The sequence below is a fragment of the Dactylosporangium sp. NPDC005572 genome, assembly GCF_040605515.1.
Classification (GTDB): Bacteria; Actinomycetota; Actinomycetes; order Mycobacteriales; family Micromonosporaceae; genus Dactylosporangium.
Window position 1 is genome coordinate 17,490 of sequence record NZ_JBEXCY010000107.1, and the last position, 21,955, is coordinate 39,444.

General features: G+C 72.6%; 23 protein-coding genes. 5 read left to right on the forward strand and 18 right to left on the reverse strand.

The window, feature by feature from the left end; translation table 11 throughout:
* The 9 genes from ABZS66_RS37125 to ABZS66_RS37165 all read right to left on the reverse strand — a co-directional run bounded on the left by ABZS66_RS37125 (nt 1) and on the right by ABZS66_RS37165 (nt 8,666).
* Nucleotides 1–861, reverse strand: a complete 861-nt coding sequence (locus tag ABZS66_RS37125; protein WP_354766121.1) for an NAD(P)-dependent oxidoreductase — start codon at nt 859–861, stop codon at nt 1–3.
* The gene (locus ABZS66_RS37130) at nt 854–1,225 is read right to left on the reverse strand and encodes a cupin domain-containing protein (protein WP_354766123.1); all 372 of its coding nucleotides are present in this window, start codon (nt 1,223–1,225) and stop codon (nt 854–856) included. The genes ABZS66_RS37125 and ABZS66_RS37130 overlap by 8 nt, the downstream gene beginning before the upstream one ends.
* Entirely contained in the window at nt 1,222–2,121 is a 900-nt protein-coding gene (locus tag ABZS66_RS37135) for an NAD(P)-dependent oxidoreductase (protein ID WP_354766125.1), read from the reverse strand. Before ABZS66_RS37135 ends, ABZS66_RS37130 begins: the two co-directional genes overlap by 4 nt.
* Nucleotides 2,118–2,936, reverse strand: a complete 819-nt coding sequence (locus ABZS66_RS37140; protein ID WP_354766127.1) for an N-acyl homoserine lactonase family protein — start codon at nt 2,934–2,936, stop codon at nt 2,118–2,120. The genes ABZS66_RS37135 and ABZS66_RS37140 overlap by 4 nt, the downstream gene beginning before the upstream one ends.
* The gene (locus ABZS66_RS37145; RefSeq protein ID WP_354766129.1) at nt 2,933–3,874 is read right to left on the reverse strand and encodes a DUF6282 family protein; all 942 of its coding nucleotides are present in this window, start codon (nt 3,872–3,874) and stop codon (nt 2,933–2,935) included. Before ABZS66_RS37145 ends, ABZS66_RS37140 begins: the two co-directional genes overlap by 4 nt.
* Nucleotides 3,875–3,905: 31 nt before the next feature.
* On the reverse strand, nt 3,906–5,021 hold the full coding sequence (locus tag ABZS66_RS37150; RefSeq protein ID WP_354766131.1) for an ABC transporter ATP-binding protein: 1,116 nt from the start codon (nt 5,019–5,021) through the stop codon (nt 3,906–3,908).
* Nucleotides 5,018–6,733 (reverse strand): ABC transporter permease subunit, encoded by a 1,716-nt coding sequence (locus ABZS66_RS37155; protein WP_354766133.1) that lies wholly within the window; start codon nt 6,731–6,733, stop codon nt 5,018–5,020. The genes ABZS66_RS37150 and ABZS66_RS37155 overlap by 4 nt, the downstream gene beginning before the upstream one ends.
* 2 nt (nt 6,734–6,735) lie before the next feature.
* A complete protein-coding gene (locus ABZS66_RS37160) occupies nt 6,736–7,761 on the reverse strand; it encodes an extracellular solute-binding protein (protein ID WP_354766135.1) in 1,026 nt (341 codons plus the stop codon).
* Between the two features lie 137 nt (nt 7,762–7,898).
* On the reverse strand, nt 7,899–8,666 hold the full coding sequence (locus ABZS66_RS37165; protein ID WP_354766137.1) for a helix-turn-helix domain-containing protein: 768 nt from the start codon (nt 8,664–8,666) through the stop codon (nt 7,899–7,901).
* A 213-nt stretch (nt 8,667–8,879) separates the two neighbouring features.
* Between ABZS66_RS37165 and ABZS66_RS37170 the strand changes: the two genes are divergently transcribed.
* On the forward strand, nt 8,880–9,713 hold the full coding sequence (locus ABZS66_RS37170; protein WP_354766139.1) for a glucose 1-dehydrogenase: 834 nt from the start codon (nt 8,880–8,882) through the stop codon (nt 9,711–9,713).
* Between the two features lie 9 nt (nt 9,714–9,722).
* On the opposite strand, the gene ABZS66_RS37175 is transcribed toward ABZS66_RS37170, so the two are convergent.
* The 3 genes from ABZS66_RS37175 to ABZS66_RS37185 all read right to left on the reverse strand — a co-directional run bounded on the left by ABZS66_RS37175 (nt 9,723) and on the right by ABZS66_RS37185 (nt 12,605).
* Nucleotides 9,723–11,402 carry a thiamine pyrophosphate-binding protein gene (locus ABZS66_RS37175; RefSeq protein WP_354766141.1) on the reverse strand — a complete coding sequence of 560 codons (1,680 nt, stop codon included), beginning with the start codon at nt 11,400–11,402 and terminating at the stop codon, nt 9,723–9,725.
* Nucleotides 11,399–11,824, reverse strand: a complete 426-nt coding sequence (locus tag ABZS66_RS37180; RefSeq protein WP_354766143.1) for a carboxymuconolactone decarboxylase family protein — start codon at nt 11,822–11,824, stop codon at nt 11,399–11,401. The genes ABZS66_RS37175 and ABZS66_RS37180 overlap by 4 nt, the downstream gene beginning before the upstream one ends.
* A gap of 103 nt (nt 11,825–11,927) precedes the next feature.
* The gene (locus ABZS66_RS37185; RefSeq protein WP_354766144.1) at nt 11,928–12,605 is read right to left on the reverse strand and encodes a GntR family transcriptional regulator; all 678 of its coding nucleotides are present in this window, start codon (nt 12,603–12,605) and stop codon (nt 11,928–11,930) included.
* A gap of 159 nt (nt 12,606–12,764) precedes the next feature.
* Between ABZS66_RS37185 and ABZS66_RS37190 the strand changes: the two genes are divergently transcribed.
* Genes ABZS66_RS37190 through ABZS66_RS37200 form a run of 3 tightly spaced genes read left to right on the forward strand, consistent with a single transcriptional unit; the run spans nt 12,765 to nt 15,915 of the window.
* A complete protein-coding gene (locus ABZS66_RS37190; protein ID WP_354766145.1) occupies nt 12,765–13,535 on the forward strand; it encodes an aldolase/citrate lyase family protein in 771 nt (256 codons plus the stop codon).
* A gap of 11 nt (nt 13,536–13,546) precedes the next feature.
* A complete protein-coding gene (locus ABZS66_RS37195) occupies nt 13,547–14,458 on the forward strand; it encodes a hypothetical protein (protein ID WP_354766147.1) in 912 nt (303 codons plus the stop codon).
* Nucleotides 14,455–15,915, forward strand: coding sequence for an NAD(P)/FAD-dependent oxidoreductase (locus ABZS66_RS37200; RefSeq protein WP_354766149.1), 1,461 nt, complete (start codon nt 14,455–14,457; stop codon nt 15,913–15,915). Before ABZS66_RS37195 ends, ABZS66_RS37200 begins: the two co-directional genes overlap by 4 nt.
* On the opposite strand, the gene ABZS66_RS37205 is transcribed toward ABZS66_RS37200, so the two are convergent.
* The 6 genes from ABZS66_RS37205 to ABZS66_RS37230 are packed head-to-tail and all read right to left on the reverse strand — an operon-like array spanning nt 15,884 to nt 20,732.
* Nucleotides 15,884–16,744: an N-acyl homoserine lactonase family protein gene (locus tag ABZS66_RS37205; protein WP_354766164.1), complete on the reverse strand. Its 861-nt coding sequence runs from the start codon at nt 16,742–16,744 to the stop codon at nt 15,884–15,886. The two genes, ABZS66_RS37200 and ABZS66_RS37205, sit on opposite strands and share 32 nt — an antisense overlap.
* Nucleotides 16,744–17,310 carry a carboxymuconolactone decarboxylase family protein gene (locus tag ABZS66_RS37210; RefSeq protein WP_354766151.1) on the reverse strand — a complete coding sequence of 189 codons (567 nt, stop codon included), beginning with the start codon at nt 17,308–17,310 and terminating at the stop codon, nt 16,744–16,746. The genes ABZS66_RS37205 and ABZS66_RS37210 overlap by 1 nt, the downstream gene beginning before the upstream one ends.
* Complete coding sequence (locus ABZS66_RS37215) at nt 17,307–18,242, reverse strand: DUF6282 family protein (RefSeq protein WP_354766154.1); 936 nt, start codon at nt 18,240–18,242, stop codon at nt 17,307–17,309. Before ABZS66_RS37215 ends, ABZS66_RS37210 begins: the two co-directional genes overlap by 4 nt.
* A gap of 60 nt (nt 18,243–18,302) precedes the next feature.
* Nucleotides 18,303–19,094 carry an MBL fold metallo-hydrolase gene (locus ABZS66_RS37220; RefSeq protein ID WP_354766156.1) on the reverse strand — a complete coding sequence of 264 codons (792 nt, stop codon included), beginning with the start codon at nt 19,092–19,094 and terminating at the stop codon, nt 18,303–18,305.
* Nucleotides 19,091–19,891 carry an alpha/beta hydrolase gene (locus ABZS66_RS37225; RefSeq protein ID WP_354766158.1) on the reverse strand — a complete coding sequence of 267 codons (801 nt, stop codon included), beginning with the start codon at nt 19,889–19,891 and terminating at the stop codon, nt 19,091–19,093. Before ABZS66_RS37225 ends, ABZS66_RS37220 begins: the two co-directional genes overlap by 4 nt.
* A gap of 10 nt (nt 19,892–19,901) precedes the next feature.
* Complete coding sequence (locus ABZS66_RS37230) at nt 19,902–20,732, reverse strand: alpha/beta hydrolase (protein WP_354766160.1); 831 nt, start codon at nt 20,730–20,732, stop codon at nt 19,902–19,904.
* A 92-nt stretch (nt 20,733–20,824) separates the two neighbouring features.
* Between ABZS66_RS37230 and ABZS66_RS37235 the strand changes: the two genes are divergently transcribed.
* On the forward strand, nt 20,825–21,955 hold a 1,131-nt coding region (locus ABZS66_RS37235), incomplete at its 3' end, for an AAA family ATPase (protein WP_354766162.1).

Genomic DNA, 21,955 nt, shown 5'->3' on the forward strand with positions numbered 1-21,955 from the left:
TCAGTCCTCTCGCAGCCAGGTGACGATCTCGGTGTGGTCGGCGGAGTCCTCCAGCGCCTCGGCAGCCCGCGCCCACAGGTCGGTGGCGGCGTGGCCGAGGGGGTCGGGCGCGCCGACCTGGTCGGCCAGGCCGGTGGCGATGCGCATGTCCTTGAGCATCAGCCGCAGCCCGAAGCCGGAGTCGAAGGTGCCGGGGAGGATGAAGTTGGGCCACTTGTTCTCGGTCGATCCGCTGCGGCCGCTGGAGCTGTTGAAGATCGACAGCATGGTCCGCGGGTCGAGGCCGAAGCGTTCGCCGGCCACCATCGCCTCGCAGGTGACCAGCAGGTGGGTCGCGGACAGCAGGTTGTTCAGCGCCTTGACGGCGTGGCCGCTGCCGACCGCGCCGGCCCGCGTGGTGGTGCCCAGGTGGGCCAGGACCGGTTCGACCCGGCGCAGGTCGGCGAGCTCGCCGCCGGTCATGATGGTCAGCTTGCCGGTCCTGGCGCGGGCCACCCCGCCGGAGACCGGGGCGTCGACCAGCGTCACGCCGCGCTGCGCCAGCTCGGCGGCGAGCGCCCGGGTCCGCAGGGGCTCCGACGAGCTCATGTCGACGACGATCGCGCCGGGCCGCGCCACGAACCGTTCGTCGCGGACCGTCGCCTCCACGACGGCGGAGCTGGGCAGCATCAGCACGATCACGGCCGCCTCGCCGACCGCGTCGGCCAGGTCCCGGGCGGCCACTCCCCCGGCGTCGGCCAGCGCCTGCCGCGCGCCGGCGGCCAGGTCGAAGCCCCGGACCCGGTAGCCGGCCCGGGCCAGCCGGGCCGACATGGGACCGCCCATGTTGCCCAGCCCGACGAACGCGACCGTCTCAGGCATCGTCGGCGACCTCCTCCGCCCAATGGGTGGTACCGAGCGAGATCGCGGTGTGCGTCATGAACGAGTCGGGTGCGGCGCCGTGCCAGTGGCGCTCGCCGGGCGGCACCCACACGGTGTCGCCGGCCCGGATGACCTGCGGCTGCTCGCCTGCGGTGCAGATCAGCCCGCGGCCGGCGAGCACCTGCAGGATCTGGCCGTGCTCGTGGTGATGCCAGAAGGTGCGCGCCCCGGGGGCGAAGAACACGGTGGTGATGGTCGTCGCGTCGGTGGCCGGCAGGACCGGGTCGAACCAGGCCTCGCCGGTGACGGTGGCGCTGCGCTGCTCGGACGGGATCCGCTCGGCGCGGCCGGGCACGATTCTCATGCGGCGGGCTCCTCTCCGGTGTGCAGCCGCACACCGCCGGACAGATCGCCGATGGCGTCGACGACGGTGTTGCTGATCTCGTCGGCGTAGCCGAGCGCACGGGCCAGCCCGAAGCTGGCCAGCGGGCCGGACGAGTTGGGGCTGGCCACCCCGAGCCGGGCCACGAGCTCGACGTAGAGCTGCACGTCCTTGAGCATCAGCGTGTTGGTGAGGCCACCCTTGAGGTAGTCGCCGTGGATGATCTTCGGGAAGCGGTGCAGGGTGGCGAAGTTGACGCCCGAGCCGGCGTTGAGCACGGCGAGCAGGGTCTCCAGGTCCAGGCCGGCCTTCTTGCCGGCGACCATCACCTCGGCGGTGGCCGACAAGGCGATCGCGTTGAGGAAGTTGTTCAGCAGCTTGGCCGTGTGGCCGGCGCCGCTCGGCCCGCAGTGGAAGATGTGGGCGGAGAACAGCTCCAGGGCCGGGCGGGCCCGGTCGAGCACGGCCGCGTCACCGCCGACCATCAGGGTCAGCGCCGCCTTCTCCGCCGCGGCGGCGCCGCCGGAGATGCCGGCGTCGAGGTACGCCGCCCCGCGCTCGGCGAGCAGCCGGTGCAGGCGGGTGGTCGAGTCCGGCGCGGCGGTGGACAGGTCGACGACGATCTGTCCCGGGCGCGCGTGCGCGAGCACCCCGTCGTCGCCGAGGACGACCGCCTCGACGACGCGACTGTCCGGCAGCGACAGCAGCACCAGGTCGCTGTGCCCGGCCACCTCGCCGACCGATCCGGCGGGCCGCGCACCGGCGGCGGTGACGTGCTCCGGGCGCAGGTCGTAGCCGAGCACGTCGTGCCCGGCCCGCACGATGCAGGCGGCGATGCGGCCGCCCATGTTGCCGAGTCCGGCGAAGCCGATCCTCATCGGGGCTCATCTCCGATCGTGGCCGCGAGGCCCGCCAGGGCTCCGGTGACCGGGGTGAACCGGGCGAGCGTGTCCGGGTCGTGGCCGGGGACGAGGTGGTGTACCTCGCCGGCCCCCAGCATGGAGCGGATGCGCTCGAAACCGGCGTACATGTCGACCAGGTTGGCCACCTGCGTGAACGGCATGCTGCGCTCGTACTCCTCGTAGTAGTGCACGGCGTCGGAGGCGAGCAGGACGACGCCGTCGGTGGTGTTCACGGTGACGACGCTCTGTCCCGGCGTGTGCCCGCCGACCCGGATGACCCGCACGCCCGGGGCCAGGTCCACCTCGTCGGCGAAGGTCCGCAGCCGCGACTGCCGGTCCGCCCGCCGTAGGTGGTCGAGCTCCAGGTCCTCGACGGAGTGGTGCAGCAGCACCCGGTCCGCGTACGGGCCGGTCCAGAACTCGTACTCGGCGGCGGCGATGGTCAGCGGCGAGGCGGGGAACAGCTCGACGTTGCCGATGTGGTCGTAGTGGGCGTGCGTGATGACGACGGGCGGTCCGGCGTTCCGGTCCACCCCGAGCGCGTCGAACGCGGCGGCCGGATCGACCAGCGTGGTGCGCCGGCGGCGGGCGCCGCCGGCCGCGGAGAACCCGGTGTCCACGACGATGGTGCGCTCGGGGTTGCGGATGAGCCAGAAGAAGTAGTCCATCCCGATCGGGCCGTCGGGCTCGTCGTAGAGGTGGTGGTTGAGGTAGACGTCGCTGCGGACCGTCCGGCGGGTGCCGTACTTGACGATCGTGACCTGATATCGGTCGGGTGGGGCCGCGGTCATGGCAGCAGCAGCTGCCCGGCGTTCGTCCCGACCAGCCGCAGGATGTCCGCCTCGGCGATGCCGGCGTCCAGCAGCCCGCGCACGGCCCGGCGGTACAGGGTCACCGGCAGCGGGTTGTTCTTCTGGCCGGAGTCCGAGGACAGCACGGTCTGCCCGACGCCGACCTCCTTGATGAACGTCAGCAGCTCGTCGAGGTCCCGCCGGCGCTCCGGGCGCCCGAAGTACATGATGATGCAGTGCTCGATGGTGACGCCCTGCCGGGCCCAGGCCACCGCCTGGTCGACGGAGGCGCCGACCACGAAGCAGGGGTGGTTCACCAGGATCCGCCGGACGCCCGCCTCCAGCGCGGCGTCGATGAGCGCCTGCGACTCGGTGACGCCGAGGTGGCCGCAGGTCAGCACGGCGTCCTCGGCGGCGATCACCGACAGGATGTCGTGGACCTCGGGCAGCACCGCGCCCCGCTCGTCGAGGATCGAGATGATCTCGTTGGGACGCAGGTCGACCTCGGGCGTGGGGAAGCCGGTGTCGTGGTGCTCATGGTGGTGGACGTGGGCGGCCGAGGACAGCGTGGGGAACCAGACCATCCGGCCGCCCATCCGCAGGGCGAGCTCGACCGCGTACGGGTTGAGGCCGCCGACGGTCCGGTTGAGCGCGATCCCGCCGTACACCTCGGTCGACAGGTCGGCCAGCCCGGCGGCCCGCAGCGCCAGGATGTCGGTGACCATGCTGTGGTGGTGGGACTTCGCGACGATCGCGCGGAACCCGGCCCCGGCCGCGTCCCGGGCCGCGTCCAGGATGCTCATCCGCCGCGGGAAGGGGCTCGGCCCGGGGTGCTGGTGGAGGTCCACCGCCCCGACGAGGAGCGCGTCGGCCTCCGCGTCGGGGATCTTCCGGTCCTCGTCGGCGTCGGGGTTGAACGCGTAGTCGACTGTCATCATGCTGATTTCCTCCCGATTTCCCGCTCGGACATCACTCGGACACCAGGACCTGGTTCTCGGGTCGCCAGTGGGCCACCACCCGGGCGCCGGGATCGACGCCCGCCGCGGCGCCGACCGGCAGCACCGCACAGCCGACGGTGTCGTCGTCGAAGGCCAGTTCGAGGCGGTGATACGTGCCGTAGAAGGAGACGTCGGTGATCGTTGCCGGTGCGGTGTTGCTGCCGGTCGGCACAGACGCCTCGTCGAGGGCGATGTTCATGCGCTCCGGCCGCACGACGAGGGCCTGTTCCCCGCCGGTTGCCGGGCCGCGGACCGTCCACTTGCGACCGTGCCACTCGTAGACGTCCGCCGTGTGCCGGCCGGCGAAGACGTTGGACTCGCCGAGGAACCGTGCGACGAAGCGGGTCGTGGGCCGGTGGTACAGCTCGGCCGGGCTGCCGACCGCGACGATCCGGCCGCGGTCGAAGATCGCGATCCGGTCCGACAGGGTCATCGCCTCGTCCTGGTCGTGCGTGACGAACACGAACGTCAGCCCCAGCTCGTCGTGCAGGCGCTTGATCTCGCGCTGCAGCGACTGGCGCAGCTTGCGGTCGAGCGCGCTGAGCGGCTCGTCGAGCAGCAGCACGCTGGGCGAGAAGACCACGGCGCGGGCCAGCGCGACCCGCTGCTGCTGCCCGCCGGACAGCTCGTGCGGCCGGCGGTGATCCATGCCGCCCAGGTCCACCAGGTCCAGGGCCTCACCGACGCGCCGCGCCGTCTCGGCGGCCGGCACCTTGCGCTCACGCAGCGGGAAGGCCACGTTCTGCGCCACCGTCAGGTGCGGGAACAGCGCGTAGTTCTGGAACACCATGCCGAAGTTGCGCTTGTGGGCCGGCGTGCGCGAGATGTCGCGGCCGTTGAGCCGGATGCTGCCCGAGGTCGGCTCGGTGAAGCCGACGATCATGTTGAGCGTGGTGGTCTTCCCCGAGCCGCTGGGCCCCAGCAGGGTGATGAACTCGCCCGGCTGGATGTCGAGGGTGACGTGGTCCACGGCCGGCGGCTCGGCGGTGCCGTACCGCTTGCAGAGGTCCACCAGCTCGACCCGGCCGCCACCGGCGCGCGTCGCCGGGGTCTGCGGGACCGTCCGCTGGTCCGTCGGAGTGCTCATCTCTTACCTCTCTTTCCGCGCCGGGCGCCGGCCAGCTGTGCGACCAGGATCGGCACGCTGACCAGGACGACCATCACGCTCGACGCGGCGGAGATGGTCGGGTCGATCTGGACGGTGACGCTGTTGTACATCTGCACCGGCAGGGTGATCGCGCCGGGCGCCTGCAGGAACAGCGCGATGACGACCTCGTCGAGCGAGGTCACGAACGCCAGGACGGCGCCGGACAGGACGCCGGGCAGCACGAGCGGGAAGGTCACCCGCCGGAACGCCGACATCGGGCTCGCGCCGAGGCTCGCCGCGACGCCGGGCAGCCGGCTGTCCATGCCCTGCAGCCGTGCGCTCACCGCGATCACCACGAACGGCAGGGCCATCACGGTGTGGGCCAGGATGATGCCGATGAGGGTGCCGTTGAGGCTCAGCCGCAGGAACGCGGCGAAGACCACCAGGGCGACCAGGATGTGCGGGACGATCATCGGCGAGAGCAGGAAGCCGTTGACCACCCCGCGCCACCGCGGCCGCAGCCGCGTGAGGCCGAACGCGGCCGTGGTGCCCAGCACGGTCGCGATCAGCGCGGTGAAGATGCCGACCTGCAGGGTGTTGAGGATCGCCGCGGTCCACTCCGGCGAGGTGAACAGCCGCTCGTACCAGCGCGTCGACCAGCCGGCGGGCGGGAACTGGAAGGTCTGGGCCGACGAGAAGCTCATCGGGATCACCACCAGGGTGGGTACCGTCAGCAGGATCGCGACGACGGTGGTGTGCACCCGCAGCCAGGGCCGCACGGTCGCCGAGCGGTCCGCGGTGGAGCCGGCGCGCGCCGGCTGGCCACCGGCCACGGCGACCGCGGCGTTCTGCCCGGCCAGCCGGCGGCTGAGGCCGAGCACGACGAGCGTGACGGCGAGCAGGAACACGCCCATCGCCCCGGCGCCGCCGAAGTCGAGCAGCTCCTTGGTGCGCACGTTGATCACCTGGGCGATCATCGCGTTGCGGGTGGAGCCCAGCAGTGCCGGCGTGATGTAGAAGCCCAGCGCCAGCACGAAGACCAGGGACATGCCGGCGATGACCCCGGGGGCGGACAGCGGCAGGTAGATGCGGCGGAAGGCGCGCATGCGGGGTGCGCCGAGGCTCTGGCCGGCTGCCACCAGCCGGCCGTCGATCTGTTCCATGGAGCTGTACATCGGCAGCACGAGGAACGGCAGGAGCACCTGGGTCATCGAGATGCCGACGGCCAGCGTGGTGCCCAGCAGCGTGACGTCGCCGAGCCCGAACGGGCGCAGGAGCCCCTGGATCACGCCGCCGTCCTGCATCAGGACCAGCCAGGCGAAGTTGCGGGCCAGCATGCTCGTCCAGAACGGCACGAGCACGATGGTCACCAGCAGCGCCCGCATGGTCGGCCCGACCAGCGTCATCGCGTAGGCGTACGGGTAGGCCAGCACCGCCCCGACGACCGAGACGACCAGCGCGACGAGCAGAGTCCGGCCCAGCACCCGCAGCGTGTAGCCGTCGGTGAACAGCGAGGCGTAGTTGCCCAGACCGGTGGTCGGCTCGGTGAAGCTGTCCTCGACGACGCTCAGCAGGGGCAGGACGAACAGGAGGACCAGGGCGACCAGCGACGGCAGCAGGAGCAGCCATCCCCTGCCGCGCACCCGGCCGCGTCGGGCCGGCGCGAGGCGCCCGGTGACGGGCGCCTCGGCCGTGGCGGTCGACGCTGCCATCGTCAGCCGACCTTCCAGCTCGTCCAGCGCTTGGTCAGCGCGTCGGTGTTGGCGATCCACCACTGCTTGTCCTGCTCGATGGTGGTGCCGCGGTCGGGGAGGAAGGCGTTGAACGTCTTCTGCTGATCGGTGTACCCGATCGAGTTGAGGTCGATGTCGGCCCGGGCGGGCGCGGTGCCGGTCAGCTTCGCGTACGCGGCCGCCTGCGCGGGCTCGGTGACGAAGGCGAGCATCTGCTGGGCGAGCTGCTTGTGCGGGGCGCCCTTGGGAATCACCAGGACGCCGATGTCGGTGGTGTTGAAGTCCCAGACCGGGACGAGCTTGGCGCCGCTCTGCGCCGAGACGATCGTCCGCGCGGTCACCGTGAGGACCATGCTGGCCTGCTTGTCCACCATCATCTGCTGGATCGCGCCGTAGCTGGGTGCGAAGACCAGCGAGCTCTTGATCGTGTCGATCTTCTTGAATGCCCGGTCGACGTCGAGCGGGTAGACCTGCTCGGGCGGTACCCCGTCGGCGACGAGCGCGGCTTCGAGCAGGCCCGCCTTCGGGTAGTCGTAGACGACCCGCTTGCCCGGGAACCGCTTCACGTCGAAGAAGTCCGCGATCTTGCTCGGCTTCTCACCCGGGAACATGTCGGCGTTGTAGCTGAAGATGTTGGCGTACCGGTAGGTCGGCACGAAGCAGTCGCCGGTCGTGCCCTTCGGGAACCGGCTGCGGTCGAGGGCGGGGTCGTCCAGCTTCTCGAACAGCTCACCGCAGTAGGCGCCGGCGTAGATCCAGCTCATGTTGGCCAGGTCCCAGATGGTCTTGCCGGCGGTGACCATCGTGCGCACCTGGGCCTGCTCGGCCGGGCTGATGTTGACGAACGTGGTGCCCGTCTTGGCGGTGAACGGCTCCTGCAGGGCCTTCTTCTCGTCCTCCTGGAACTGGCCGCCGGTGCTGGCCCAGGTCAGCGTCGGCTTGCCGGGATCGCCGGTGTCGCCGCCGCCGACGCCACAGGCCGACAGCAGCAGGACGCAGGCAGTCATGGCAGTGAACGTGCGTAATGTCTTCATATCTATCGCCATTTCTCGGCGGTGAATCACGGTGGATGGGGGGACGGCGACTACCCGTCAGAGCCGCCCGGTGGGCCCGCTCCGGCGGGGGCCGGAGCGCTCGGCGATGGTCACGGGGTGACCATCCGCTGGCTGATCGTTTCGGCGCCCGACAACAGAGCTCGTGCCACCGGGCTGTCGGTTTCCTCGGGAACGAATTGCGCGATGTCGACGGCCGCGAGCGTCGCGACGACGCGGCCGGCCGGGTCTCTGATCGGGGTCGCCACGGCGCTCACGCCGTCGCGGGGGCTCTTGCGGAAAGCGATTCCCGTCCGTCGTACCTCGTCCAGCTCCGCTTCGGTCGCGTTGACCGGGGGTGCCACGTCGCGGAACCGGTAGTAGGACTCGCTCTGGAAGGCCCAGAACACGAGGGTCTGTGCGGCGTTCGGCCCGAGATGGCTGCCGACCGCGATCGACACGTGGGCCGTGCGGCTGCTGTCCTCGCGGACCTGGGCCACCACGGGGCAGGTGCCGTTCCAGACGCTGAGCACGATGGTGTGCCGCACGCGCGCGCTGATGTCCTCCATCACCGGGCCGGCCAGGTCGAGGACCCCCAGCCGGGACAGGGCCATCGTGCCCAGCTCGGCGAGGAGCACGCCGAACTCGTAGTGGTTGCGGTCCCGGCGCTGCAGGAGGCCGTGGTTCTCCATCGAGGCCAGGTACCGGTGGGCGGTGGACTTGCCGACGCCGAGCTCCTCGGCCGCCGACACCAGGTCGATGGTCTCGTTGCCGGCGAGCAGGCGCAGCAGCTGGACGACGCGGGCCACCACCTGGAGGTCGCCGCTGGCGATCTCCAGGCCGTCGGTCGCGGGACGCGGAGCCCGTGACGTGCCGGTCATGCGTGCCTCCCGTGCGGTCGGGCTGCGTCCCGCATTGCGGGGTGGCCATCCGTCTATCCGGTACGGAGCAATGTAGGTGATCCATCCCGGACGCTGTCAAGAGCCGACCAGATTTCCGTCGGGCTTCCTGGACGTTACATCTCGCGGTGGACGTCATTGTATGATTGACATACAATCTTCGGTAGTGTCGATCATGCCAAAACGGAGGTGCACATGCGCGGACTCGCGGGCAAGGTCGCTGTGGTGACCGGCGCGTCAGGCGGTATCGGCGCGGCCACCGCGCGGCGGCTGGCCGACGAGGGCGCGCACGTCGTCGCGGTCGACCTGGACGAGGACGGCCTGCGCGGCGTCACCTCGAAGCTGCCGGGCGAGGCGATCTGGGTCCGCGCCGACGTGTCCACGGAGGACGGTGTGGCGGCGTACCTCGACGCCGCGGTCGACCGGTTCGGCCGCGTCGACCTGCACCACCTCAACGCCGGCATCGCCGGATCGTTCGCCACGCTGCCCGAGCTGACGGTGGCCGAGTTCGACCGGGTGATGGCGGTGAACGTCCGCGGCGTCTTCCTGGGCGTGCGGGCCGCCTTCCGCCGGTACGCCGCGCAGGGCGGGGCCGGCAGCATCGTGATCACCGGCTCGATCGGCAGCCTGCGCGGCAGCGCGGACCTGCTGGCCTACCAGACCTCCAAGCACGCGGTGCTCGGCATCCTGCGCGGCGCCGCCATGTACGGCGGGCCGCTGGGCGTCCGGGTCAACGCGGTGGCCCCGGGCATCGTGCCCACGGAGCTGTTCGCCGCGACGCCGGACGTCGCCGGCGGCCGCGACGACATGACCCGCCGGGCGAGCAGCACGCCGCTGCGCCGCGCCGGCACCGGCGACGACGTGGCCGGCGTGGTGGCCTTCCTGCTCAGCGACGACGCCGCCTACATGACCGGTGAGGTGGTCTCGGTCGACGGCGGCGCCAGCATCGTGAGCACCGTGCGGCCCTCGGGCGGCGCCGGTGCCTGGGACTTCGAGGCGTACGACCGCGCGCTCTACGGCATCGGCTGACCGGCCCCGTCAGGTGACCGGCAGGGGGGCGACCGCCTCGATGTCGGTGTGCACGTCCACGACGACCGGGCGGCCCGCGGACAGCGCCCGGTCGAGCGCCCCCGCCAGGTCTCCCGGCCGGTCCACCCGGATGCCCAGCGCGCCCATCTCCTCGGCGATCCGGGCGAAGTCCACGTCGCGGTAGGTCCACAGCTCCCGGGACTTCTCGGTACCCTGGCCGCCGTAGGCCCGGTCGAAGCCGCGCTTGCTCTGGTTGCCGCCGTGGTTGTTGTTCACCACGGTCACGAGGCCGACGTTGCGGCGCACCGCGGTCTCGATCTCGCCGAGGTGGTAATACAGTCCGGCGTCGCCGGTGAAGACCACCACCGGCCGGTCCGGTGCGGCGCACTTGGCGCCCACGCCAGCGCAGAACGCCCACCCCAGATGGCCGGCGCTGCGCAGGTAGCTCTGCCGCGGCGAGGTCACGTCGTGGAACTGGGCCATCCACATCCCCGCGTGTCCGGTGTCGACCACCAGTACCGCGTCGCCGGGCAGGGCGGCCGTCAGCTCGCCCGCGATGCGCTCCGGCCGGATCGGTACCGCGTCGCTGGTGAGCACCTCGCGGTAGCGCGCCCGCCAGGTAGCCCGCAGCGCGTCCACCTCGGCCAGCCAGGCCGCACGGTCCGGCTGGCGGTGCCGGGGAGCCAGGGCGAGCATCCGGGCGAGGGCCGCCTTCGCGTCGGCGGCGATCGACGCCCGCAGCGGGTAGTTGCGTCCGAGGCGCGCCGGCTCGATGTCGATCTGGACCGCCGCGGTACCCTCCGGCGGCACGGCCCAGAAGTGCGTCGTCATGCTGCCCGCGCTGGTGCCGATGAAGCACACCAGGTCGGCGCGGGCGACCGCCTGGTTCGCGCACTCCCGGGAGTAGGTGCCGGCCACCCCGGCGGACAGCGGGTGCGTGCCGGGGATGGTGTCCTTGCCGTTGGCCGAGGTGGCCACCGGGATCTGCAGCGCCTCGGCGAGCGCCACGAGCTCGGCGCCGGCGCCGGAGGACCGCACGCCGCCACCGGCGACGATGACCGGGCGCTCGGCCGCGGTCAGCAGCCGCAGTACCGCCGACACCCGCTCGTCGTCGGGTGCCGGCCGGATCGCGGGCACCCGGGCGAAGTCCGGCTCCACGACCGGCTCGGCGTCGGTCGGCTCGGTGTCGAGCTGCCCCTCGTTGCCCTGGATCTGCAGGTGGACCGGGCCGGGAGCGCCGGTGGTGGCGACCCGGAACGCGTGGCGCAGCATGTCCGGGAACCGGCCGGCGTCGTCGACGGTCGCGTTGAGCTTGGTCACCGGGTCGAACGCCGGCAGGTCGTCGATCTCCTGGTAGACGTGGCGGAACTTGGTGGCCGGCGAGCGGCCGCCGGTCAGCGCGAGCACCGGGGAGCCGGCCAGGAACGGCTCGCGCAGCCCGGCGGCGAGGTTCAGCGCCCCGACCACCTGGGCCGCCGCGACACCGGGGCGGCCGGACACCCGCGCGTACCCGTCCGCCATGTAGGCGGCGGCCTTCTCACCGTGCGTGACCACGCGTTCGATGTGCGGGTGGTGCCGCTCGAGCTCGGCCAGCGTGCGGCGCAGGATCGCCGGCACCAGGAAGAGATGGGTCACGCCGTAGCCGTCGAGCATGTCCGCGACGACCCGGGCACCGGTCGGCCGGGTCACCCGGCGACGATCCGTTCCGCCTCGTCGGCGAGCGCGGCCTCCTGCCGCACGTCCTCGAGGACCCGCTCGGCGAGCCGGAACGACTCGAGGGCGGCCGGCGCGCCGCAGTACACCGCGGTCTGCAGCAGCACCTCCTGGATCTCCGCCTCGGTGCAGCCGTTGCGCAGCGCGCCGCGCACGTGCACCGAGAACTCGTGCGGGCGGTTCAGGGCGGTCAGCATCGCGAGGTTGAGCAGGCTGCGGGTGCGCCGGTCGAGCCCGGGGCGGGACCAGACGTCGCCCCAGCAGCTCGCCGTCACGAACTCCTGCACGACGCGCGTGAACTCGGTCGCCCGCAGCATCGACCGGTCGACGTGCGCGTCGCCGAGCACTTCGCGCCGGACCCGGTTGCCGCGTTCGAGCCGGCTCTCGTCATCACTCATGGACCGCTCCCGTCTCAGGCCGTCAGGCAGAGACAGTGTACGACCATCATACAATCTTGGGAAGCCGACGAGGCCGGTGCGAGCCCCTGGTGACAGTGGGCGGCTACGCGTCTTCCTGCTCGGACAGCGCGAGCAGCGCGACGCGCCCGGCCTCCTCGACGTGCCGGGCACAGGCGGCCGCGGCGGCATCGGCGTCGCCCGCCTGCACCGCTTCGACGATCGCGCGCAGCTCCTCGACGCTGTGCTCGACCCGGCCCGGGACCGAGGTCGACAGCGACCGCAGCAGGCTCACCCGGGCGTGCAGGCCGCCCACGATCGAGCGCAGCGCCTCGTTGCCGCCGCCCTCGAAGAGGACCCCGTAGAAGTCGTCCTTCGCGGCCAGGATGGGCGCGCCCTTGGCCGCCTGCCGCTCGACCCGCTCCAGCGCGCGGACCAGCGCCTTGCGCTGCGCCGCGCCCGCGTGCTCGGTGAAGAGCCGGCCGGCCAGGGCCTCCAGGGCCGAGCGCACCTGGTAGAGCTGGCGGGCCTCCTCGGCGCTGACGCTGGTGACGACCATGCCCTTGTTGGGGATCGCGGTGACCAGCCCCTCGGCGGCCAGCTCACGCAGCGCCTCGCGGACGCTGGTGCGCGAGACGCCGGTCAGCTCCACCAGCTCCCGCTCGATCAGACGCTGCCCCGGCGCGAGCCGGCGGTCGAGGATCGCCTGGCGCAGGTTCTCCAGGACCTGCGAGCGGATGAGGGCCGGATTCCGCTCAACGCGCAACACATTGGCCTGGGTCACCGTCTTCCTCCCTGTCCGCCCTCACCACAACCGCTTCGGGCCCGGCCATCGTACCCAGTCCACCCCGGCCCGGGCGAGGTGCCCGCCGCCGGCGTGTGGTTGCCAGATCGTATGACGATGCTACAATCCTGAAACCCAAAATCCCACGTGAGGAGCGACATGGCGCGGTTGGGTTTCGCTCGCCGACTGGCCTCGTCCGACCGGTGCCTGGTCGGCACCTGGGTCAAGATCCCGGCGCTGGAGCCGGTGGAGATCCTGGCCGACGCCGGGTTCGACTTCATCGTCATCGACCAGGAGCACGCCCCGCTGACCTTCGAGTTCGTGTACCAGGCGACGGTGGTGGCCCAGGGCGCCGGCCTGTCGGTGCTCGTCCGGGTCCCCGACCGCAGCGGCAGCCACCTGCAGCGGCTGCTCGACGCCGGCGTCGACGGCATCCTGGTGCCGCGGGTCACGTCCGTCGGCGAGGCGTCCGCGGCGGTCCGCCAGATGCTGTTCTCCCCCGGCGGCGACCGTGGGCTCGGCCTCACCTCGCGGGCCGGCCGGTGGGGCGCCACCCCGCGCGAGGAGTACCTGCGCTTCGGCGACGAGGAGGTCATGCGGGCGGTCCAGCTCGAAGAGCGCGCCGCGATCGAGGCGGTCGACGAGATCCTCGCCATCCCCGGCCTCAACGGCGTCTTCCTCGGCATGGGCGACCTGCAGCTGTCCTCCGGCCTGCCGCAGTCCGACCCCGCGATCCAGAAGCTCGTCGACCGGCTGCTGGGCGCCGCACAGCTGCGCGGGGTGCCGGCCGGCACGGCGGTGCAGACGGCCGAGCAGGCGCAGCAGGCCGCCGACCGCGGCTACCGGTACGTGATGGTCAGCAACGACACCAGCCTCCTGAGATCCGCCGCGGCGTCCGTCGTCGCCGGCCTGCGCGGCCGACCCGCCTAGAAGGAGCCCCCATGGGTTACGACTCCACCGATCTGCGCTCCACCCTGCCGTCCAGCACGGCGGCAGCACCGACGCCCGAGCGGTTCTCCGGCTCCGAGCACATCCAGTTCCGCGACCTGCCCCCGGCGGAGAAGCACGACGGCGCCTCCACCTGGTACGCCCGCGGGCAGAACTTCGTCGTCGGCTACTCCGACGTCGACGGCACGGCCACGTTCAGCCGCGAGGACCAGCCGGACGAGTACGTCGTCCTGCTCGCCGACGACGCACTGAGCGCGCAGGCCCGGGCGGCCGGCGAGGAACTGTCCGTGACCGGCCGGACGATGCTCGTGCTGCCGCCCGGCGACAGCACCGTCACGGTCACCGGGCAGGGCCGCGTCCTGCGGCTGGTCACCACCCGCTCGGACGACCTCGCCGGCCTCGCCGCCAACGCGGACTCCTACGCCGAGCCGCACGCGAACATCCCGCCGTTCCAGCCCTGGCCGCAGCCGCCGGAGGGCTACCGCATCCGCGCCTACGACCTCACGGTGCCGCCGCTGGCCAACCCGCCGTTCCGGCTCTACCGCTGTACCACATTCATGGTCAACTTCATCGACCCCAAGCAGGGGCCGCGCGACCCGGCGAAACTGTCGCCGCACAAGCACGACGACTTCGAGCAGTGCTCGATCGTGCTGGCGGGCGAGTACGTGCACCACATCCGCTGGCCCTGGACGACCGACAAGGCGAACTGGCGCGAGGACGAGCACCAGCGGGTGCTCGCCCCGTCGGTCACCGTGATCCCGCCGCCCTCGCTGCACACGAGCGAGGCCGTCGCCGCGGGCACCAACCACCTCATCGACGTGTTCTGCCCGCCGCGGTTCGACTTCTCCGCCATGGACGGCTGGGTGTTCAACGCCGGCGACTACCCCGCGCCGGCCGGGCAATGAGGCGCGGCGAGCGGCTCCGGGTCGCCGTCATCGGTGCCGGCCTGGGCGGCATCGCCGCCGCGATCAAGCTGCGCCGCAGCACCGGGGCCACGGTCGTCATCTTCGAGCAGTCCGCCGGGGTCGGCGGGACGTGGTTCGACAACCGGTACCCCGGCTGCGAGGTCGACGTGCACTCGCACGCCTACTCGTTCTCCTTCCTCAAGTACGACTGGCCACGCACCCACGCGACCCAGCCCGAACTGCTCGCCTACACGCAGCAGGTGGTGGAGCGCTTCGGGCTCACCCCGCACCTGCGGCTCAACACCCGGGTCACCGACCTGGTGTGGGAGGAGTCAACCAGCACCTACCGGCTGTCCACCGAGCACGGCGACAGTGAGGAGTTCGACGTCGTCGTCTCGGCGCTGGGCCTGCTCAGCGTGCCCCAGTACCCGGGCTGGCCGGGCCTGGAGACCTTCGCCGGGCCGTGCTTCCACACCTCCCGCTGGGAGGACCACGACCTGACCGGGAAGTCCGTGGCGGTGGTCGGCACCGGGTCGACCGCGGTGCAGATCGTCCCGGCGATCGCCGAGACCGCCGGCCGGGTCTCCGTCTTCCAGCGCCAGCCGGGCTGGATCGAGCCCAAGCACGAGCGGGAGTTCACACCCCGTGAACGCTGGTGGTACCGCAACGTGCCGTTCGCGCAGCGGCTGCACCGCGCGTGGATCTTCCACCAGGGCAACCGCCGCTTCAAGGGCTACGACGTCGGCTCGCGCCGCCAGCGCCGCATGCGCGACCTGTGCCTGCGGTTCATCGGCGCCGGCATCGACGATCCGGCGACCAGGGCGGCCGTGACCCCGGACTACCCGTGGGGGTGCAAGCGCCCGGTCCTGTCCTCCACCTTCTACCCGGCGCTCAACCGCGACAATGTGGAACTGGTGCCGCACGCGGTGCGCGAGGTGACGCCGACCGGCGTGGTCGACGCGACGGGAGCCCACCGCGACGTCGACGTGCTGATCCTCAGCACCGGCTTCCAGCCGACGAGGTTCCTGGCCAGCCTCGACGTCAAGGGCCGCGACGGGCGCAGCATCCACGACGTCTGGCGCGAGCGCGCCAGCGCGTTCCTGGGCATCACGGTGCCCGGCTTCCCCAACTTCTTCATCCTCTACGGGCCGAACACCAACGGCGGCGTGTCGATCATCGCGCAGCTCGAACGGCAGGCCGAGGTCGTCGTGCGGGCCGTGCGGAAGCTGCAGCGCACCCGGCGGCGCACCGTCGACACGTCGCCGGCAGCGGCCCGCCGCTTCACCGCCTGGATCGACCGGCGGATGGCGAGCAGCGCCTCGGCGATGAACGCCGGCTGCCACAACTACTACCACGACGAGGCGGGGCACAACGTGACCCAGTGGCCGGGCGGCCACCTCGCCTACGCCCTCGCCACCCGGGTGCTCACGCCGTTCGGGCTCCGGACACCACGCTAGGGTGCCCACCGGCCAGCGACACCTCCGCCACGTGCAGACCGTCGTCGAACGTGGCGGAGGGGAACCGGTCCCACACCGCCGACTCGTGGAACGGCAGGATCCGCCGGCTGTCCCCGCCGACGCTGGCCAGCATGGTCTCGGCGAAGTCGAGCCAGGCGGTGGCGCTCCCGGTGCTCATCGCGATCGGCGCGAGCACGCCGTCGCCGCGGATACCCTCGATGTTCTCGTAGCTGTAGACGTTGTCCCCGGCGAACACCCAGGTCCCGTCCGCCCCGCCGGTGACCGCGACCACCTGTGAGCCGGCCGTGTGGGTGTCGTGCGCCGGCCACAGCCGCAGGCCCGGCGCCACCTCCGCCGCCCCGTCGACCAGCGTCGCCGTCCTGGCCGCCAGCTGCTGGGGCAGGTCCGCCTGGCACGACCGGGTCAGGAACTCGAACCGCGCGGGCCGCGCGGCCGCGGCGAGGTAGCTGTCGATCTCGCGCCGCTGGATCCACACGTGCGCGGCGGGGAACGCGTCGACGCAGCCGGCGTGGTCGAAGTGGTTGTGGGTCAACAGGATCGTGTCGACCTGCTCGGGCGCGATGCCGACCCGGGCGAGCACGTCGACCGGTGCGCACCACCGGGTGGCGCCGTACTTGGCGGTGAGCCGCTCGTACACCGCCGGGTCCGCGAAGCCGGTGTCGACCAGGACGCACCGGTCCGCCGAGCGGACCAGCCCGAAGCAGTACGGCATCCGCCGGTGCCCCTCGTTGGGCTGCGCGGCGAACAGGTTGCTCGCCGGGAACCGGTCGACGTAGCCGTACTCCAGGATCCAGATGGACCAGCCCATCACGCGGCCGGCGGCTGGACGTCGAAGACGGCGAGCTGCCAGGCCACCATCGTGTAGTACCCGAGGATCGTGACCAGCTCGAACAGCCCGGCCTCGCCCAGCACCGCGGCCGCGTCGCGGAACTCGCCGTCGTCCAGCGTGCCCCGGGCGAGGACCGACCGCGTCGTGCGCAGGACGCACGCCTCCACCTCCGACAGCCCGGCCGGGTCCCTGTCGTCGGCCAGCGCCGCCAGGTCGGCCTCGGTCAGCCCGGCCGCCGCACCGGCGCGCTCGTGCGCGTACAGCTCGAAGGCGCTGTCGTGGTGGTGGCCGGCGAGCAGGATCGCCATCTCGCAGGCCCGGGTGGGCAGCCGCGAGCCGAACCGGACCGCGGCGCCGATCTGCTGCAGCGCCTGACCGAAGACCGGGCTGAGGACCCAGACCGCGGGCGGGCCCTGCAGCCGCCCGTCGGGGTCCACGAGCAGGAACGGGTTGTCCGGCGCCGCGCGCGGCCCGGTGGCGTAGCGGTCGTAGACGGCCCGCTGGCCGTCGGTCATGTCCGCCGGATCGACGTGGTCGACTCTCATGCCGGTGCTCCCAGGAAGGCGCGGGGGTTGGTGGCCACCATCGTGGCGATCTGCTCGGCCGTCCAGCCGAGGTAGGCGAGCTGCTCGACGAACATGCGCAGGCACTCCGGCTCGGGCGGTACCCACCGGGAGAACACGTCCGTGGTGAGGATCGCCCGCTGCGGGCCGACCGCGGACAGCGCCTCGTGCACGTCCCGGACGCGCAGGTGCCCGTCCGGGTGCACCAGCGGCGCGTTGCAGAACTCCAGATACGCGCCCATGTCGGCGAACTCGCGCAGCTCGCCCGGGTCCGTCGTGTAGTGCAGCGGATGGGTGACCAGCAGGCGCTGCCCGACCTCGGCGCAGTACGCGGCGACCGCCCGGCTCTCCGCGGCGGACGCGTGCCCGGTGGCCAGCGCGAGACCGAGCGCCCGGCAGGCGTCGACCACCGCCCGGGTCCGGCCGGACAGGGCCCCGCCCGGCTCACACAGCGCGATGGCCGACCGCGCGGCGTACTCGCCGAACGCCGGGGACACCCGCCCGAGCAGCATCGAGATGTACCCGCCGCGGGCGACGTCGGCGGCGGCGCCCCACGTCGGCAGGAACACGACCCGCGCACCGTGCGCCGCGGCCAGCTCGACCACGCTGGGCTCCAGCCCGCCGACCGGCGGGTTGAGGGTGATGCTGCCGTACACCTGGAACCCGGTGCCGGCCAGCGCGTCCTGCACGGCCCGGGCCCGGTCGGTCGTCGCCCACAGGTGCGACTTGAGCACCCAGCCGGACATGCCGTACGCCTGGGCCAGCCGGGCCACCGCGACGTCGGCACCGCGATTCGGCAGTCCGGCGGACAGGTCGGGCTGCCCGTGGACGTGGATGTCGATCGCGCCGCGCAGCAGGGCGTCGAAGCCCTCCGGCTGCGCGGCCACGAACAGGTCAGGCGGCGGCTCGGACATCCCCGGATTGTATGACCGTACGACAGCAACTTCAATGACAGGTCCGGGGCGAGCCCGGGGTCAGGTCTCCAGATCGGTGGGTGTACCGATCGGCAGCCAGCGGATGCGGTCGCGCACGTCGCGCGGGGCGGTCGCGAACTCGCGTTCGATGACTGTGCGGGGCTGCTGGAAATGCTTCCAGCCCTCGTAGTGCACCGGGACGGCGGTGTGTGGCCGCACCTCGCCGACCAGGGCGACGGCGTCGCGGGCGGTCATCGTGTAGCGCAGCGGGCCGGTGACCGGGAAGCGGACGCCGCCGAGGTGCAGCAGTGCCAGGCCGACCGGGATGCGGCCGGCGACCTCGCGCACGCCGCGGTAGAGGACGGTGTCGCCCGAGATCCACAGCGCCCCGTGCCGCTGGCCCTCCCACCGCAGCGCGAAGCCGACGACGTCGCCGACGATCGGCTTGCTCAGCGGCGGGCCGTGCCGGCAGGGGGTGGCGGTGATCTCGACGGACGGGCGGCCGGTGCCGTCCAGGCCGGTCGACGCCCAGGGCGCCAGGCCGCGGGCGGTACCGCCGAGCCGGGCCGCGCCGGACACCGTGGTGACGACGGTGCCGGCCGACGGGAGCAGGCCGCGACCGGCGTCATCGAGGTTGTCGCCGTGGTGGTCGTGGGTCAGCAGTACCGCGTCGATCGGGCCGAGCTCGCCGGCCGGGAGGGCCGGGCCGGCGAGCTTGCGGGAGGAGGTGCCCCAGCCGAACGCGTAGGTGCGCCCGGCCGGGTCGAACGTCGGATCGGTGAGCAGCCGCCACCCGGCGAACTCGATGAGGGCCGTCGGCCCGCCGAGGTGGGTCACGCGGACGGTGGTCATGAGCGGGCGTGCCGCAGGGCCCAGTCGAGCACCTCGTCGGCGATCTGCTCCCAGCCCTGCTGGGCGGGCAGCAGGTGCGCGTACCCGGGGTACTCCTTGATCTCGGTCACGGTGTTGGACCGGTAGTGCTTGGCGTTGGACTGCTGGATGGCCGGCGGCATGATGTGGTCCTCGCTGCCGGAGACGAACAGCAGCGGCGCGCGCTCGTCGTTGTGGTAGTCGACCCAGGTGTCCTGGTGCCCGGGCTGGAAGTTGGCCAGCACGCTGCCCCACAGGATCCCGCCGTTGGCCGGGATGTGGTAGCGCTCGTACAGGGCGCGGGACTCCTCCTCGGTGAACGTGTTCGTGAACGCGTACTTCCACTCGTCGAAGGACAGCCCGATCGCCTTGTGCCGGTTGGCCGGGCTCTTCAGCACCGGGAACGTCGACTTCACCTGGGACAGCGGCACCACCCGGACGCCCTCGGTGGGTGCCGAGTTCAGCGCGACGCCGGCGGCGCCGAAGCCGTGGTCGAGCAGGATCTGGGTGAACGCTCCGCCGGCCGAGTGGCCCATGATGATCGGCGGCCGGTCGAGCTCGCGGATGACCCCCTCGATCTTCTCGATGATCGCGGGCACGGTGACGTCGACAATGATCTGCGGGTCGGCGCGCAGCGCCTCGACCTCCACCTCGAAGCCCGGGTAGCCGGGGGCGATCACCCGGAAGCCCCTCGCCTCGTAGTGGGTGACCCAGTGTTCCCAGCTGCGGGGCGTCACCCAGAAGCCGTGGACGAGCACGATGGTGTCGGGCGTGGTCATGGCGATCTCCTTAGCGAGCGGACTGGAGGAACGTGAGCAGGTCGTCGTTGAGCTGCTGCTTGTGGGTCTCGGTGAGGCCGTGCGGCGCGCCGCGGTACACGGTGAGGATCGCGTCCCTGATCAGCGCGGCGGAGGCCTGGCCGCCCAGCTCGAGCGGGACGACCTGGTCGTCGTCGCCGTGGACGACGAGCGTGGGCACGTCGATGGCGGCCAGGTCGGGCCGAAAGTCGGTGGCCGAGAACGCGGCGATCGACTCGTACGCGTTGCGGTGGCCGGCCTGCAGGCCCTGCCGCCAGAACGCGTCCCGCACGCCCTCGGACACGCACGCCCCGGGCCGGTTGAGACCGAAGAACGGGCCGTCGGCGAGGTCGCGGTACAGCTGGGACCGGTCGGCCAGCGAACCGGCGCGCAGCGTGTCGAAGGCCTCGACCGGCAGCCCGCGCGGGTTGTCGTCCGTGCGCAGCATCAGCGGCGGGACGGCCGAGACCAGCACGACCTGGGCGACCCGCGCGGTGCCGTGCCGGCCGACGTACCGGACCACCTCACCGCCGCCGGTGGAGAACCCGACCAGCGTGACGTCGCGCAGGTCGAGCGCGCCGAGGACGGCGGCCAGGTCGTCGGCGTAGGTGTCCATGTCGTTGCCGCCCCACGTCTGGGTGGAGCGGCCGTGTCCGCGCCGGTCGTGGGCCACCGCGCGGTAGCCGTGCTCGGCGAGGTACAACTGCTGCGACTCCCAGCTGTCGGAGCTCAGCGGCCATCCGTGGCTCAGCACGACGGGTCGTCCCGCGCCCCAGTCCTTGTAGAAGATCCGGGTGCCATCGGCGGTGGTGGCGTACGGCATGCGCCGATCGTCGCCCGCGACCGGCCGTGCTCGAATCCCGTGACGCGTAGTCTTGCTCGCCTCCGCGGACCCGGTCACCTACGCTGAGCCGCGTGCTGCTGGGGCGGGAACCTGAGGCCGAGGCGCTCGCGTCGGTCGTGGCGGCGGCCCGCGACGGGCTGAGCGGTGTCATCGTGGTGCGCGGCGACGCCGGCATCGGCAAGACCGTGCTGCTGGAGCAGGCCGCGGCCGAGGCCGACGGGCTGTGCGTGCTGCGGGTCGCCGGTGTCGACGCCGAGTCGGGGCTGCCGTTCGCCGGGCTGCACCGGCTGCTGCGGACCGTGCTGCGCGAACCGCACGACCTGCCCGCCACGCAGTCGGCCGCGCTGTCGATCGCCTGCGGCCTGGCCGACGGGCCGGCACCCGACCCGTACCTGGTCGGCTTCGCCACGCTGTCGCTGCTGTCGGCGGTCGCGGCGCGGACGCCGGTGCTGTGCTGCGTCGACGACGCCCACTGGCTGGACCCGGAGTCGGTGGCGGCGCTGGCGTTCGTGGCCCGGCGCATCCACGCCGACCGGATCGGCATGGTGTTCACCGTCCGCACCGGCGCCGCGCAGCTGCCCGCGCTCGACGCGCTGCCGGTCCTGGCCCTGGAGGGGCTGGCCCGCGAGCCGGCCCTCGCGCTGCTGCGCTCGGCCGTCGACGGGCCGCTCGATCCCGGCGTCGCCGACCGGGTCGTCGCAGCGACCGGCGGCAACCCGCTCGCCCTCACCGACCTCGCGGTCGAGCTGTCCGCGGCCGAGCTGGCCGGGCACCGCCTCCTCCCGGACCCGCTGCCGCTGGGCGGTCACCTGGAGGCGCACTACCTGCGCCGGGTCGAGCAGCTGCCGGCCGCCACCGCCTCCTGGCTGCTGCTGGCCGCCGCCGATCCCGGCGGGGACCTCACAGTCGTCAGCACCGCGGCCGCCGCCCTCGGGATCGGGTCGGACGCCTCCGACCCGGCCGAGCGCGCCGGACTCGTGGTGGTCCGCCAGGACATCCGGTTCCGGCATCCCCTCGTCCGGTCGGCGGTGTACGCGGGCGTCGGCGCCGCCCAGCGGCGGGCCGCGCACCGGGCGCTGGCCGCGGCCACCACCGACCCCGCCGACCGGGACCTGCGCGCCTGGCACCTCGCCGCCGGCACGACCGGCCCGGACGAGCAGGTCGCCGCCGGGCTGCTGGCCACCGCCCGGCGGGCCGGCGAC